13 protein-coding genes and 2 pseudogenes are annotated in these 13,297 nt (G+C 59.9%); 11 read left to right on the forward strand and 4 right to left on the reverse strand.

Annotation, left to right across the window (positions count from 1 at the left end; translation table 11 throughout):
* The first annotated feature begins 105 nt into the window (after positions 1-105).
* From BLL52_RS17355 to BLL52_RS17385, 7 genes and pseudogenes are all read left to right on the forward strand, one after another.
* Complete coding sequence (locus BLL52_RS17355; RefSeq protein ID WP_241839249.1) at positions 106-1,524, forward strand: efflux transporter outer membrane subunit; 1,419 nt, start codon at positions 106-108, stop codon at positions 1,522-1,524.
* A gap of 44 nt (positions 1,525-1,568) precedes the next feature.
* Positions 1,569-2,882, forward strand: coding sequence for an efflux RND transporter periplasmic adaptor subunit (locus BLL52_RS17360; RefSeq protein WP_075587898.1), 1,314 nt, complete (start codon positions 1,569-1,571; stop codon positions 2,880-2,882).
* On the forward strand, positions 2,879-3,640 hold the full coding sequence (locus tag BLL52_RS17365; protein WP_075587899.1) for an ABC transporter ATP-binding protein: 762 nt from the start codon (positions 2,879-2,881) through the stop codon (positions 3,638-3,640). Before BLL52_RS17360 ends, BLL52_RS17365 begins: the two co-directional genes overlap by 4 nt.
* Entirely contained in the window at positions 3,640-4,848 is a 1,209-nt protein-coding gene (locus BLL52_RS17370) for an ABC transporter permease (RefSeq protein ID WP_075587900.1), read from the forward strand. Before BLL52_RS17365 ends, BLL52_RS17370 begins: the two co-directional genes overlap by 1 nt.
* A gap of 279 nt (positions 4,849-5,127) precedes the next feature.
* Positions 5,128-6,612 (forward strand): RNB domain-containing ribonuclease, encoded by a 1,485-nt coding sequence (locus tag BLL52_RS17375; RefSeq protein WP_075587901.1) that lies wholly within the window; start codon positions 5,128-5,130, stop codon positions 6,610-6,612.
* A gap of 12 nt (positions 6,613-6,624) precedes the next feature.
* A pseudogene (locus BLL52_RS22045) lies at positions 6,625-6,766 on the forward strand (ABC transporter permease); the annotation flags it as partial.
* 149 nt (positions 6,767-6,915) lie between these two features.
* Positions 6,916-7,371: an SH3 domain-containing protein gene (locus tag BLL52_RS17385; RefSeq protein ID WP_075587902.1), complete on the forward strand. Its 456-nt coding sequence runs from the start codon at positions 6,916-6,918 to the stop codon at positions 7,369-7,371.
* 50 nt (positions 7,372-7,421) lie between these two features.
* Here BLL52_RS17385 and purN read toward each other — a convergent pair whose 3' ends face one another.
* Positions 7,422-8,015: a phosphoribosylglycinamide formyltransferase gene (gene purN, locus BLL52_RS17390; protein ID WP_075587903.1), complete on the reverse strand. Its 594-nt coding sequence runs from the start codon at positions 8,013-8,015 to the stop codon at positions 7,422-7,424.
* Positions 8,016-8,029: 14 nt separating this feature from the next.
* Positions 8,030-10,066: pseudogene (locus BLL52_RS17395) on the reverse strand (Tn3 family transposase); the annotation flags it as partial.
* Between the two features lie 159 nt (positions 10,067-10,225).
* Here BLL52_RS17395 and BLL52_RS17400 point away from each other — a divergent pair.
* From BLL52_RS17400 to BLL52_RS17410, 3 genes are read left to right on the forward strand one after another with little or no spacing between them, the layout of a single operon-like run.
* Entirely contained in the window at positions 10,226-10,516 is a 291-nt protein-coding gene (locus tag BLL52_RS17400) for a nucleotidyltransferase family protein (protein ID WP_075588036.1), read from the forward strand.
* Positions 10,513-10,908 (forward strand): HepT-like ribonuclease domain-containing protein, encoded by a 396-nt coding sequence (locus tag BLL52_RS17405; protein ID WP_075587905.1) that lies wholly within the window; start codon positions 10,513-10,515, stop codon positions 10,906-10,908. Before BLL52_RS17400 ends, BLL52_RS17405 begins: the two co-directional genes overlap by 4 nt.
* Entirely contained in the window at positions 10,902-11,459 is a 558-nt protein-coding gene (locus BLL52_RS17410) for a recombinase family protein (protein WP_075587906.1), read from the forward strand. Before BLL52_RS17405 ends, BLL52_RS17410 begins: the two co-directional genes overlap by 7 nt.
* Positions 11,460-11,488: 29 nt before the next feature.
* On the opposite strand, the gene BLL52_RS17415 is transcribed toward BLL52_RS17410, so the two are convergent.
* Complete coding sequence (locus BLL52_RS17415) at positions 11,489-11,935, reverse strand: hypothetical protein (RefSeq protein ID WP_139313446.1); 447 nt, start codon at positions 11,933-11,935, stop codon at positions 11,489-11,491.
* A gap of 44 nt (positions 11,936-11,979) precedes the next feature.
* Positions 11,980-12,567, reverse strand: a complete 588-nt coding sequence (locus tag BLL52_RS17420; RefSeq protein WP_075588037.1) for a DUF4879 domain-containing protein — start codon at positions 12,565-12,567, stop codon at positions 11,980-11,982.
* A 237-nt stretch (positions 12,568-12,804) separates the two neighbouring features.
* Here BLL52_RS17420 and BLL52_RS17425 point away from each other — a divergent pair, with 237 nt between their 5' ends.
* A complete protein-coding gene (locus BLL52_RS17425; protein ID WP_075587902.1) occupies positions 12,805-13,260 on the forward strand; it encodes an SH3 domain-containing protein in 456 nt (151 codons plus the stop codon).
* Positions 13,261-13,297: the final 37 nt, after the last annotated feature.

Consider the following 13,297-nt stretch of genomic DNA (forward strand, 5'->3'; position numbering starts at 1 on the left):
CAGACAGTCTGTGGCTTAGAGAGCCCCCAGGGAACTTTACGCAGGTTTACCCTTCTGATTACCGCCCTTCACGGTGTTGCCAGACAATGCCGACTGCTTATTTTCATGACCCACGCCAGCTTGACCATGCCAGCCATCCCCGCCCTGCCTTTTTGCGCCAGCCAAACCAAGCCACGAGGGCGCCCGTATGCGGTGATCGTGGGGCTGATGCTGGCCACCTTAACTGGCTGCGCCAGCATCTTCCCAAGTGCCTCGGCTGAAGGACAAGGCCCTGCCACCAGCGCCGGGCCGCAGTTGCAGTCCTGGTGGCACAACCTGAACGACGCCACCCTGCACCAGCTGATCAACGACGCCTTGCTGGCCAACCCCACGGTGGACGCGGCGCGCGCTGCGGTGCGGCAAGTGCGTGCCCTGCGCGATGCAGAACTGGCCTCACAGCGGCCGCAGCTCGGGCTGTCAGGCTCACTGCAACGCAACACCTCAGAGGGTTCATCCAGCAGCACCGCCGCCCGCACCGGGCTGGATGCCAGTTGGGAACTGGACATTTTTGGGGCCAAGCGCAGCGCGCTGGCCAGCCGCGACGCGGGAATTGTGGTGGAAGTCAACAACCTGCGGGATGTGCGCTTAAGCCTGAGTGCCGAAGTCGCCCTGGCCTATATCCAACTGCGTGGCCAGCAGGCGAAGCTGGATATTGCCCAACGCAACCTGACCAGCCAGCAGGAAACCCTGCAAATCACGCAGTGGCGCGCGCAAGCCGGGCTGTTGACCTCGCTGGAAGTAGAGCAGGCCCTGACCGCTGCCGCGCAGACCTCGGCGCAAATTCCGGCGCTGCGCAGCAGCCTGGGCAAAACCCGCCACAGCCTGGCCGTGCTGACCGCACGACCACCGACCGAACTGGATGCGCTGCTGCAAGCCACACAACCCATTCCGCAAGCGCCAAGCCAAGTAGCTGATGTGATTGAGGCCGATCGCATGCGCCAGCGCGCCGATGTGCGCGCGGCGCAGGCACGCATCACCGCTGCCCTAGCCAACGTGGACGCCGCAGACGCCGCACGCCACCCCAAATTCAAGCTGGGTGGCTCGGTTGGCCTGACAGCACTCACGCTAGCGGGCCTGACCAACGGCGCCGCTGTGGCAACCCAAGTGCTGGCCAGCATGAGCGCTCCGCTGTTTGACGGTGGCGCGGTGAATGCCCAGGTCAAGGTGCAGCAAGCGGGGGTCGACCAAGCCCGAGCCAATTACCAAACGACCCTGTTGACGGCCCTGAAAGATGTAGAAGATGCCATGCTCAGCTGGCGCAACGACAAAGACCGGCTGATTTATCTGCAACAGGCCGCCACTGCCGCTGAAAACGCCGACCTACTGGCGCAAAACCGCTTTGCCAGCGGCCTGATCGACTTTCAGACGGTGCTGCAAACCCAGCGCACCCTGCTCAGCGCACAAGACAGCCTAGCGGGCGTGCAGGCCGACCTGAGCAGCGATTACGTGCGAATCGTCAAAGCCATCGGTGGCGACTGGCAATAGCGCCTTCACCCTCTTTCAACTGTATTTCCCGAACACCTCACTCTATGGCTGACAACTTAAAAACCTCTTCTGGTGCCAATCCTGACGCCAGTGCCTTGCAGGCGCTGCTGAATGCGCCAGCGCAAGTAGCTTGGTGGCGCAGGCGCACTGTCTGGGCGGTGGCTGTCTTGGCCCTTGTGGCTTTTGGCGCTTACTACGCGTGGCAGCAAAGCAAGCTGCACGCAGCGGCCCCCAGTTATGTGACCGAGCCCGCCAGCATTGGCAACCTCACCCTGAATGTCTCGGCCAATGGCACGCTGCAGCCTACCCGCTCGGTGAACATTGGCAGCGAGCTCTCTGGCACGGTGCGCGCGGTGCTGGTAGACGTGAACTCCGAGATTAAAAAAGGCCAGGTACTGGTGGAATTGGACACCGCCAAACTCAATGATCAGGTGACTCGCTCGCGCGCGGCCGTCGCGTCGGCACAGGCGCAACTGGCCCAAACCATCGCCACCGCGCGCGAAAGTCAGGCCAGCCTGGCGCGGCTGGAAGAGGTTTCGCGCCTGTCGGGCGGCAAAGTACCCTCGGCCTCTGAACTCGACAGCGGCCGCGCGACGCTAGAGCGTGCGGTGGCAGCAGAGGCCAGTGCCCGCGCCAACCTGGATTCAGCCCGCGCCACCTTGTCCACCGATGAGACCAACTTGTCCAAAGCCTCAATTCGCTCGCCGATTGACGGTGTGGTGCTGACCCGCAGCGTGGACCCCGGCAACGCCGTAGCCGCCTCATTGCAAGCCGTGACACTGTTCACCATTGCCGAAGACCTGAGTCAACTGCAACTCAAGGTGAATGTGGACGAGGCAGATGTGGGCCGCGTCAAAGTCGGCCAAAAGGCCAGTTTCACGGTGAGTGCGTTCCCGGCGCGGCGCTTTCCGGCCACCATCACCATCGTGTCGTATGGCTCCACCATCACCGACAACGTGGTGACCTACGTCACGCAAATGGATGTGGTCAACGACGATCTGAGCCTTCGCCCCGGCATGACCGCCACAAGCACCATCACCGCTGTGGAACGTAAAGGCGTGCTGTTGGTGCCCAACACGGCGCTGCGCTTTGCACCGCCCGTGGCAGAAGCGGATGCGCCCAAGGCGAATAGTGGCTTCATGAGCAAGATGATGCCCAGCAGGCCCCGCCCACGCAAAACGGCCAGCGGCGGCCCGGCCAAACGCGTGTGGGTGCTGCGCGACGGCGCGCCGATGGAGATGAATGTCACCGCCGGCATCAGCGACGGCCGAATGACCGAAATTTTGGAAGGCGACCTCCAGGCAGGCATGGCCGTCATCACCGAACAACGCACCAACGCCACCGCTGCCAAACCATGAGCGACGCACCGCTGATCCAACTCAAGGGCGTAACCAAGCTGTACGGCGAGGGCGCGACCGCCCTGCTGGCGCTCAAAGGGGTTGACCTGACCATTGAGGCCGGGGAGTTTGTGGCCATCATGGGCCCCAGCGGCTCAGGCAAATCCACGGCCATGAACACCCTGGGCTGCCTGGACACCCCGACCACGGGCGAATACCTCTTCAACGGCGTGCATGTCGAAAAGCTCAGCCGCGACCAGCGCGCGCTGCTGCGCCGCAACTATCTGGGCTTTGTGTTTCAGGGCTTCAACCTGCTGGCACGCACCAGCGCGCAAGAAAACGTGGAGTTACCCCTGCTGTACCGCGGCGAGCCCGCCAAACAGCGCCATGCCGCCGCCAAAAAAGCGCTCGAATCGGTGGGCCTGGGCGGCTGGGAACACCACACCCCCGCTGAACTCTCGGGCGGACAGCAGCAGCGCGTGGCAATTGCCCGCGCCATCGTCACCGAGCCTGCGGTACTGCTGGCTGACGAGCCCACCGGCAACCTCGACACCCAGCGCAGCTTTGAGATCATGGACTTGCTGTGGAAGCTCAATATAGACCACGGCATCACCGTGCTGATGGTCACCCATGAGGCTGACATGGCGGCGTATGCCAAACGCATCGTGCGTTTTGTCGACGGCGTAGTTGCCAAAGACGAGCGCAACCTGCACCCGAAGGCCCTGACGAAAACCCCGCCTGCGGCACTGCTGCACGCTAGCCAGGCGGAGCCCGCCTGATGTGGCTTAGCACCCTGCTTTTGGCCCTGCGCTCCATCCGGCGCAATTTGATGCGCTCGTTTCTGACCATTCTGGGCATTGTGATCGGCGTCAGCGCGGTGATCACCATGGTCACCGTGGGCAACGGTGCCACCCTGTCGGTGCAAAACCAGATCACCGGGCTGGGCACCAACCTGCTGCAACTCCGCCCAGGCCAACGCATGGGCGGGCCTGGCGGCGGTGCTGGCGCGCCCGCGTTTCGCGAAGCGGACGCCACCGCCATCATCAGCCAGGTCAGCGGCCTGCTGGCGGTCGCACCCGAGGCGCGCACCTTTGCCAGCATCGTGGCAGACAGCCGCAACTGGAACTCCAGCGTGATCGGCAGTACCAACGACTGGCTGGTGACCGGCAACTGGAAGCTGCTGAGCGGGCGCGAATTCACCGAAGAGGAACAACGCGGCGGCGCGTCGGTATGCATCGTGGGCACCACCGTTCAACGCGAGCTGTTTTCCGGCAGCAGCGCGCTGGGCGCCATGATTCGGGTGAAACAGATCACTTGCGAAGTCATCGGCGTGCTGGACTCCAAAGGCCAGGGCGCGTTTGGCAATGACCAAGACGATGTGGTGCTGATGCCTCTGCACACGCTGCAGCGGCGCATCACCGGCCACACCCGCATCAACACCCTGCTGGTGTCGATGCAAGACAGCGCCGACCCGGTGCGCGTCAAGGCGGCGCTGACCGACTTGCTGCGTGAGCGGCGCAAGCTGGCCGAGGCCGAAGAAGACAACTTCAACGTGCTCGACACCAAACAGCTCAGCGAAACCTTTGCCAGCACCACCAAAGTGCTGACCATGTTGCTGGGTGCGGTGGCCGCTGTGAGCCTGCTGGTGGGCGGCATTGGCATCATGAACATCATGCTGGTGAGCGTGACCGAGCGCACCCGCGAAATCGGCCTGCGCCTGGCGATTGGCGCGCTGGAGGGCGAGGTGCTGCTGCAGTTTTTGATAGAAGCGGTGGTGCTGTCAGCACTAGGCGGGGTGGTTGGCATCGTGCTGGCCACCGGCGCTTCAATCGGCTTGGCCAGCCTGATGGATGTGCCCTACGTTTTCAATTTGGGCGTGAACGTGCTGTCGTTTGTGTTCTCAGCCGCGATTGGGGTGGTGTTTGGCTACTTTCCGGCGCGCCGGGCGGCCCGGCTGGACCCGATCGAGGCGCTGCGGCACGAGTGAGGTTTACATCAAATGAGCCTGCAGCCCTTACCAGATAAGCGCAGACAGCTTCTATATTGATAGCATTCTAGTAATTCAGACGACCAACGACTGAAACTCACGGATACGCGCAGCGACCTTGTCACGGCTCTGGCGGGTCACCATGCGCATGTCGCACTCGGCTTGGAGGCTCAGCCAGTAACGCGATTCCATGCTGAAAAGACCATGAACGGCAGCGTGAATATGTCAAAGACAGAGGCTTGACCAGGCACACCACGCACTCGGTTGTATAGTGATCCGATGAAACCAACTGCCCAAACCGCCCATCCCCATACCCGTGCCGATCTGGTTCACATTGCCACCCAGGCCATGATTGAGCGCGGGCTGGAACCCGAGTTCTCAAACCAGGTCAAGCAGCAGCTTGAGTCGATCAGCGGGCTCGGCCATGAGAGCGGCCCCGACATCCGTGACCTGACCCAACTGCTGTGGTGCTCAATCGACAACGATGACTCGCTCGACCTGGACCAGTTGACGGCATGCGAGGCGCTGCCCAAGGGGGCGGTGCGGCTGTGGGTGGCCATTGCTGATGTCGATGCGCTGGTGCGCAAGGGCTCGGCTATCGATCGACATGCCCACATCAACACCACCTCGGTCTATACCTCAGCGCGCATTTTTCCGATGCTGCCTGAGCGCCTGTCGACCGACCTGACCTCGCTCAATGAGGGTCAGGATCGCCTTGCGCTGGTCACGGAAATGGTGTTCGATGCCGATGGCGCACTCAGTGGCTCCACGGTCTACCGTGCCGTGGTTCGCAATCAGGCCAAGTTGGCCTACGACGCCGTTAGCGCCTGGATCGAGGGCGCAGGCGAGTTGCCTGCGCCCGCTGCCAAGGTCAAGGGCATGGATGCCCAACTGCACACCCAGGATGATCTGGCGCAACGTCTGCGCGTGCGCCGCCGAACCGCGGGCGCACTGGAGTTTGAGACCTTCCAGCCGCGGGCCGTGTTCGATGGCGAACAGGTGGTCGACATTCGCCAGCAGCTGCAAAACCGCGGCCGCCAGTTGATTGAAGAAGTGATGATTGCGACCAACGGCTGCACCGCGCGCTATCTGAGCCATCACGGGGGTGCCTCGCTGCGGCGTGTGGTGCGTTCGCCTGAGCGCTGGCTGCGCATCGTGGCGGTAGCAAAGGAGTACGGTGAAGCGCTCCCTACTGAACCAGATGCCAAGGCACTGGAAGCCTTTTTGGCACGGCGCCGGCGTGCCGACCCGCTGCGCTTTCCCGATCTGTCGCTAGTCATCGTCAAGCTCATGGGCCGGGGCGAATACGTGGCGGAGATCCCAGGCGCCGAGCCGATCGGCCACTTCGGTCTGGCGGTGCAGGATTACACCCATTCGACGGCACCGAACCGGCGCTATCCCGACCTAATTACCTCGCGCCTGCTGAAGGCGGCGCTGGCGCACCAGCCCCACCCCTACAGCAATGCTGAACTAGGGCAACTCGCCGAGCACTGCACCCGGCAGGAAGACGCAGCGCAAAAAGTCGAACGACGCATGCGCAAGTCTGACGCGGCGCTGCTGCTGGAATCCCGCTTGGGAGAGTTCTTTGATGCGGTCGTCACGGGGGCCACCCTTCAGGGCATTTGGGTGCGCGTTTTCACGCCCCCCGCCGAAGGCAAACTGGTCTCAAACGGGGCAAACCTGGGGGTCGGAGACAAAGTACGCGTAAAACTCATCGCCGCCAACGTGGAGCGCGGCTTCATTGACTTTGAGCTGGCGGGCTGAGTCGCAGAGCGGCTGATGGACGTGCCCTATGTCTTCAACGGGCGTCAACGTGATGTCGTTTGTTTTCTCAGCCGCGATTGGGGTGGTATTTGGCTACTTTCCAGCCCGCCAGGAGGCAAGATTGGACCTGATCGAGGCGCTGCGGCATGAATAGATTATTATTTAATTGATAGCTGTCCGCGCTTATTCAGTAAGGGCTAGAGCCTATTTTCATTCAATACGCTCGGCGATTGGCCTCTGGGCTATTGGTATGTTAAGGTTACGCAAATCCGTTTTAACCCCTTTGAAAGAGAGTCTTCACGCATGACTGTTATACCTTGCGCACGCACGTTTCTCATCGCCACTAGCTTCGCGCTGACCTGTTTTTCAAGCAGCGTCGCTGCCGAAATGGTCAGTACCAAGGGCAATACAGTGAATATGCGCGCGAAGCCGAGCACTCAGAGCGAGAGGTTGTGGGAGTTGGACAGAGGCTACCCATTGCGCGTCCTCAAACGCCAAGGCAAATGGGTGCAGGTGCAGGACTTTGAAAACGATCGCGGCTGGGTCTACGCCCCCCTGACAAGCCGTACGCCATACCACATCGTCAAAGCCAACGTCGCCAACATTCGCACCGGGCCTGGCACCAAATACCGCGTGATTGCCCGCGCCAGTCGCGGCGACCTGCTGCGTACCAAGGCCAAAAAAACCGGATGGGTCAAAGTGGAGCAATCGAACGGCCAGATGGGCTGGATGTCCAAGAAATTGGTGTGGGGCTGGTAGGCCGCTTGCGGGTTCTGTCGGGGCCCTGAAAAAAATAACGGGCCTGGTAACTATTGCACCTGCAGCAAGCTCGCCACCGCCTGTGGATAAATCAGATGCTCCTGGCTGAGTACCCGCGCCGCCAGCGTTTCAGCACTGTCATTGGGCAAGATTGGCACCACGGCCTGCGCCAGGATTGGGCCGTGATCCAGCTCGGGGGTCACCAGATGAACTGTGGCACCCGCCAGTTTGCAGCCCGCATCAATCGCGCGCTGGTGCGTGTGCAGACCAGGAAACGCGGGCAACAGCGATGGATGAATATTCACCAGCCGCCCGGCGTAGTGGTTCACAAAGCCGGGCGTCAGAATACGCATGAAACCTGCCAGCAACACCAACTGCGGTTGGCCGGGCGTGGCATAGCTGTCAATACGCTGCGCCAGCGCGGTATCAAACGCCTCGCGGCTGGCAAACGCCTTGTGATCCAGCGATGCGGTGGCTATACCTTGCTGCGCGGCCAGCGCCAGACCTTTTGCATTAGTTTTGTTGCTGATCACGGCGGCTACCTGAGCCTGATAATTGGCAGCCCAGTTCTCGCGTTTGGAAGCTTTGACGATGGCCAGCATGTTTGAGCCGCCGCCTGAGATCAAAATAACGATGTTTTTCATACTTGGCTGAATTATGACTTTGACCCCTCCCCCCAGTTTCCGGCGAAAGGTTGCCGAAACTGCGCATTCACCAGCTCGGCCAGCGCCGTCGAATAGGTTTCGTCGCGGACATACCAAGCTTGCAACCAGGACAGCTTGGCATACGTTGTGCCCGGGCAGGACTTGGCCATTTTGGTCAAGTCAAGGTTGATCGCATCGGCCAGGATGGTCGTCATCAGCAAGGTTTTGTCCTTGGCGGTGTCGCCAGTCTTCAGGTGCGTGAAGTGGCGGGTGAAGCCCGTCCACTCATCGACCTCCATCAGCAGCTCGGTCATCTTGAGGTGTGGCAGGATCATGGCCGTCTGGTCGATCAGGGCTTGCGCAGCATCGGGCACCGCCGCGTCCAACGATGTAATTTTCAGGCCCGACGCTGTGGTGATGATGGCGTCCGGCAGATCATTGGCCGGCGCCATGCGATTGACTGTGGTGAGCTGCTCCTCCAGCAATTCCAGACGTTCACGCAGGTACTGATCGCAGTCAGTGGCCACAGCCAGCGGCAATTCGCTGGCCAGCTTCAGAGTGACGAACTTCTCGACCGGCACCAGGTATTCGTCGAAGTCTTTGAACTGGCGCGAGCCTTGCACCCACACGTCGCCCGAGCGCAGCGCGTTCTTCAGTTCCGACAGCGCGCATAACTCGTAGTAACGCCGGTCGATGCCCTCGTCGGTCAGAACCAGTTTGGCCCAACGTGGCTTGATGAATGCGGTTGGCGCGTCGGCGGGCACCTTGCGGGCGCTGTCGCTGTTCATGCCGCGCAGAACGTCGATGGCATCAAGCACACCCTTGGCGGCAGGCGCGGCTCGCAGCTTGAGCACGTCGAGGAAATGAGGCGCGTAGCGGCGCAAGTTGGCGTAGCTCTCGCCAATGTGATGCAAGAAATCAAAATCCGCAGGCCGCGCCAGTGTTTGCGCCTCGGTGACACTGGCGGCGAAGGTGTCCCACGGCATGACGGCCTCAATAGCGGCAAACGGGTCGCCGCCGTTTTGCTTGGCCTCGATCAAGGCTTGGCCGATACGTCCGTACAGCCGCACCTTGTCATTGATCGCCTTGCCGCTGGCCTGAAACTGCTGCTGATGCTTGTTCTTGGCCGCGTTGAACAGCTTGCCGATGATGCGGTCGTGTAGGTCGATGATTTCATCGGTGACTGTGGCCATGCCTTCGATGGCCAGCGCGACCAAGGTGGCATAGCGTCGCTGCGGCTCGAATTTGGCCAGGTCAGCGGGCGTCATCTGTCCACCCTCGCGGGCAATCTTGAGCAAGCGATTTTGGTGTACCTGCCGTTCGATGCCAGTAGGTAGGTCGAGCGCCTGCCAGGTTTTGAGACGTTCGATGTGTTCAAGCATGTGGCGCGAGTTCGGTTTTGCAGGCGATTGGCGCAACCACGCCAGCCAAGTCGCTTTGCTGCCCTCCTTGCGCTTGAGAAGTTCGTCCAGGCGCTGCCGGTGGACGCTTGTCAGGGTGTCGGTCAGAGCGGCGTGAATGCGCAGGTTGGCGCGGGTGATCGCCTCGGCGCAGATGCGATCCATCACGCCGACCGCTGGCAGCAAAACGCTCCTGCGCCGCAACCCCTCAGCCAGCTCGCGTGCCAGCACAATACCTTTATCGGTTTGCCAGGCCAGATCGTCCAGGCTATGCACGGCAGTCCGATAATGGCCCAGCGTCGTGAACGATTGAAAGCCATAGGCTGACTGCAACTCCAACAGATGTTCGCGCCGCGTTTCGGCGCGTTGGCCGTAGTCGTTCCAGATGTCGCCAGGCAGCTTGAGCTGGTCGGCCACCATGCGCAACAAGGGCGCATCGGGTTCCGCGTCAGCAGTGAGCGCGATGCCCGGATAGCGCATGTAGCAAAGCTGCACCGCAAAGCCCAGCCGATTTTCCGCACCACGATGCTGTCGAATGCGGGACAGGTCGGCGTCGTTGAAGGTGTAGAGCCGGATCAATTCATCTTTGGTGTCGGGCAGTGCCAACAGGCTTTCGCGCTCAGTGGCGGACAGGATTGAACGGCGCGGCATGCAGGCTCCTTCTTCTTGAAAACGAGGGTTTTTGAGAAGCCACACCAGGCCACAGAAGTGACAAGTGAAATCAAGGCGTTGCGATTCTCAAAAATAGTTCTTGAAATGCTATTCTCGATCCCTTATCATTGCAATGAGTTTCGATAAGAAAGAATGCCCATGCGCCCGTCCGTTGTGCTTGACATGAAGCGAAGTGCAGTGCGCGAAGCGGTGAACCGCTTTCGCACGGCGAACCCACGCGTCTTCGGTTCGGTGCTGCATGGCACCGACCGAGAAGACAGCGACCTTGATCTGTTGGTGGATGCACTGCCAGGTGCCACCTTATTGGACTTAGGCGGTCTGCAAGACGATCTGGAATCGCTGCTCGGCATTCACGTTGATTTGCTGACACCCGGCGACTTGCCGCCGAAATTTCGGGCCAAGGTGCTCGCAGAGGCGCAACCGGTATGAATGAGACTCGTCTGCCTGATTACATCGATCACATACAGCAGGCCGCAGCGGATGTGTGCAGCTTCGTAGAGGGCTTGGCCAAGGACGACTTCCTGGCCGACAAGCGCACCCAGCAGGCCGTCATCATGAGCCTCATCATCATCGGCGAGGCCGCCACGAAGGTGATGGAGGGCTATGCCGCATTCACTCAAGCGCACCCAGCGGTGCCTTGGCGCAACATGCGCGGCATGCGCAACCGAATGGCCCACGGCTATTTCGACATCGACCTCAATGTGGTGTGGGCGACGGCACAGGAATGGTTGCCGGAGTTGCTAAAGCAGCTACCTGCCGTGCGCCAAGACGCCACCGACGATGAAGGCCGCGATAGCTCAGAACGAAGCAAGCTATGTTGATTGGCTACGCTCGTGTTTCTACGTTGGATCAGAACCTCGAATTGCAGCGGGAGGCCCTGATCAAAGCCGGGTGCCAGAAGGTCTTTGAGGACAAGGTGAGTGGTACGCGGGCTGATCGCCCAGGCTTAGAAAAAACAAAGGAAATGCTGCGCGAGGGAGACACTTTGGTTGTCTGGAAGCTGGATCGTTTAGGGCGCAGCGTCAAGCAACTGGTCGATCTAGTCGGTGAATTACACAAGCAAGGCATCCAGTTCAAGAGCCTGACAGACGCTATTGACACCGGCACGCCATCTGGCCGGTTCTTCTTTCATGTGATGGCAAGTCTTGCCGAAATGGAACGTGAGCTGATCGTCGAACGCACCCGCGCCGGACTGGATGTCGCCCGCCAACTGGGTCGCAAGGGCGGTCGCAAGCCCAAGATGACCGATAGCAAGATTGAGTCAGCCAAAAAACTGTTGGCCAGTGGCGTACCACCCAAGGATGTTGCAAAGAATCTTGGCGTGTCCGTTCCTACGCTTTACCGCTGGGTACCAGCTTCAACCCAAGTGTGAGCCATGCGCACCGGGCCAGCGGAGTTTGATCAGCCAAACACGGCCGCCAGTGAGTGGGCGAGGTTGTTCACTTTTTCCAAGTAGGCGATAGACGAAGTGTCGTCTGGTCGCAGACGCTTGGCCGCATCAAGCGTTGCACTGAGGTCGGCAATGAAATTCCGCTTCTCATCTGGATTGGCGACGCTTTGCATCTGTGCATTGAATTGATCGACATAGGGAGCGGTCAGATCGAGGCGCTGCTCGCCTGTGATGACGCCTGCGTCGTAGAGCTTGTTCGTCAGTTCTTTGAGTTCATTCTTTGAGATATTGCTCAGGTCTTGTCCGGCCATAATGTTGGTAGCACGATTCGCTCTTTCTCCATGGTAAACATCACTTGTACCTATGGCCGAGGCGTTTGACGTTGGCTGAGTCAATGCCTTGGTGGGCGACGCATATGAGACGGCACCTTGTGTGGCTTGAAACCCTTGAATTTTCATATGTACCCCAAAAAGGCAAAGTGCCCGCGAGGGCACTTTGGGAATCAAAGAATAGAAATTGAGTCGCTCAGGGTGTTCCAGGGCGAATTCGTTGAGGTGTTCTGATAAGAGAACGATCCGTTTTGCTTTCCGTCCAGATTCCAATACTTCCGGAAACCCACCACCGTTTGACCAGCAGAACGTGGCAGAACATAAGCACTGCCATTCCAGCAGATGGTCTGTGTAAGATAGTTTGCCGAAGTAGGCAAAACACTGCCGTTGTAGCGCGCTACCGGCACATTGCCATAGCCGAATTCATCGGTCACAACGCGCAACTGTGCTCCACCATGGTCGTAAACGGTGGTGGTTTGAGCAGCTGCGATGCTTTCCCAGCCAACGTTGCTCGAACCAACGTTGCTGATTTGCAGAGAGCTAAGGGCTGGTGCTGGACCTGCCGCAGCAAGTGCAGCTTTCGCACCGGAACGATTCGCGGCGCTGGGCACTGGCACCGTCGCCATTTGGGCCGCATCCGTCGAGCTTGGCACGGTGCCAAAGAAAATTTCAACTTGCTGAACAGTGGTATCGGCAGCGTAAGCAAACCCGGCCATAAAAGCCAAGGCAGAAACGACAGTGGTTTTGACAAAATGATTCATTGCGACTTTCTGGTTGTTCTGCGGTGATGACTGCGCAACACCTCGCAACTGCACGTTGCGAAATATACACCAGAAAAGCCGTGCTGTCCATCGGAAAAAACTGGCAAAGAAGCCGCATTACGAACTTCGAGGCACCGCTCTTCATCATGCGTTCGTCCAATGCTGCATCGCTGAGTCCAGCCTCGACACAGCCTTAACGTACTTTAAATTCCGTTTTCTGAGACGACCCCTTCACGCATGACTGTTATACCTTGCGCACGCACGTTTCTCATCGCCACTAGCTTCGCGCTGACCTGTTTTTCAAGCAGCGTCGCTGCCGAAATGGTCAGTACCAAGGGCAATACAGTGAATATGCGCGCGAAGCCGAGCACTCAGAGCGAGAGGTTGTGGGAGTTGGACAGAGGCTACCCATTGCGCGTCCTCAAACGCCAAGGCAAATGGGTGCAGGTGCAGGACTTTGAAAACGATCGCGGCTGGGTCTACGCCCCCCTGACAAGCCGTACGCCATACCACATCGTCAAAGCCAACGTCGCCAACATTCGCACCGGGCCTGGCACCAAATACCGCGTGATTGCCCGCGCCAGTCGCGGCGACCTGCTGCGTACCAAGGCCAAAAAAACCGGATGGGTCAAAGTGGAGCAATCGAACGGCCAGATGGGCTGGATGTCCAAGAAATTGGTGTGGGGCTGGTAGGCCGCTTGCGGGTTCTGTCGGGGCCCTGAAAAAAATA

Origin of the sequence: Rhodoferax antarcticus ANT.BR (genome assembly GCF_001938565.1) — a bacterium.
GTDB classification, from domain to species: Bacteria; Pseudomonadota; Gammaproteobacteria; order Burkholderiales; family Burkholderiaceae_C; genus Rhodoferax; species Rhodoferax antarcticus.

Bases quoted from the DNA above. Each gene is read 5' to 3' on its own strand.
- BLL52_RS17375 (WP_075587901.1), top strand. From the start codon at position 5,128: ATGAAACCAACTGCCCAAACCGCCCATCCCCATACCCGTGCCGATCTG.
- BLL52_RS17410 (WP_075587906.1), top strand. From the start codon at position 10,902: ATGTTGATTGGCTACGCTCGTGTTTCTACGTTGGATCAGAACCTCGAA.
- BLL52_RS17425 (WP_075587902.1), top strand. From the start codon at position 12,805: ATGACTGTTATACCTTGCGCACGCACGTTTCTCATCGCCACTAGCTTC.
- BLL52_RS17355 (WP_241839249.1), top strand. From the start codon at position 106: ATGACCCACGCCAGCTTGACCATGCCAGCCATCCCCGCCCTGCCTTTT.
- BLL52_RS17385 (WP_075587902.1), top strand. From the start codon at position 6,916: ATGACTGTTATACCTTGCGCACGCACGTTTCTCATCGCCACTAGCTTC.
- BLL52_RS17400 (WP_075588036.1), top strand. From the start codon at position 10,226: ATGCGCCCGTCCGTTGTGCTTGACATGAAGCGAAGTGCAGTGCGCGAA.
- BLL52_RS17370 (WP_075587900.1), top strand. From the start codon at position 3,640: ATGTGGCTTAGCACCCTGCTTTTGGCCCTGCGCTCCATCCGGCGCAAT.
- BLL52_RS17365 (WP_075587899.1), top strand. From the start codon at position 2,879: ATGAGCGACGCACCGCTGATCCAACTCAAGGGCGTAACCAAGCTGTAC.
- purN (WP_075587903.1), bottom strand. From the start codon at position 8,015: ATGAAAAACATCGTTATTTTGATCTCAGGCGGCGGCTCAAACATGCTG.
- BLL52_RS17405 (WP_075587905.1), top strand. From the start codon at position 10,513: ATGAATGAGACTCGTCTGCCTGATTACATCGATCACATACAGCAGGCC.
- BLL52_RS17360 (WP_075587898.1), top strand. From the start codon at position 1,569: ATGGCTGACAACTTAAAAACCTCTTCTGGTGCCAATCCTGACGCCAGT.
- BLL52_RS17420 (WP_075588037.1), bottom strand. From the start codon at position 12,567: ATGAATCATTTTGTCAAAACCACTGTCGTTTCTGCCTTGGCTTTTATG.
- BLL52_RS17415 (WP_139313446.1), bottom strand. From the start codon at position 11,935: ATGAAAATTCAAGGGTTTCAAGCCACACAAGGTGCCGTCTCATATGCG.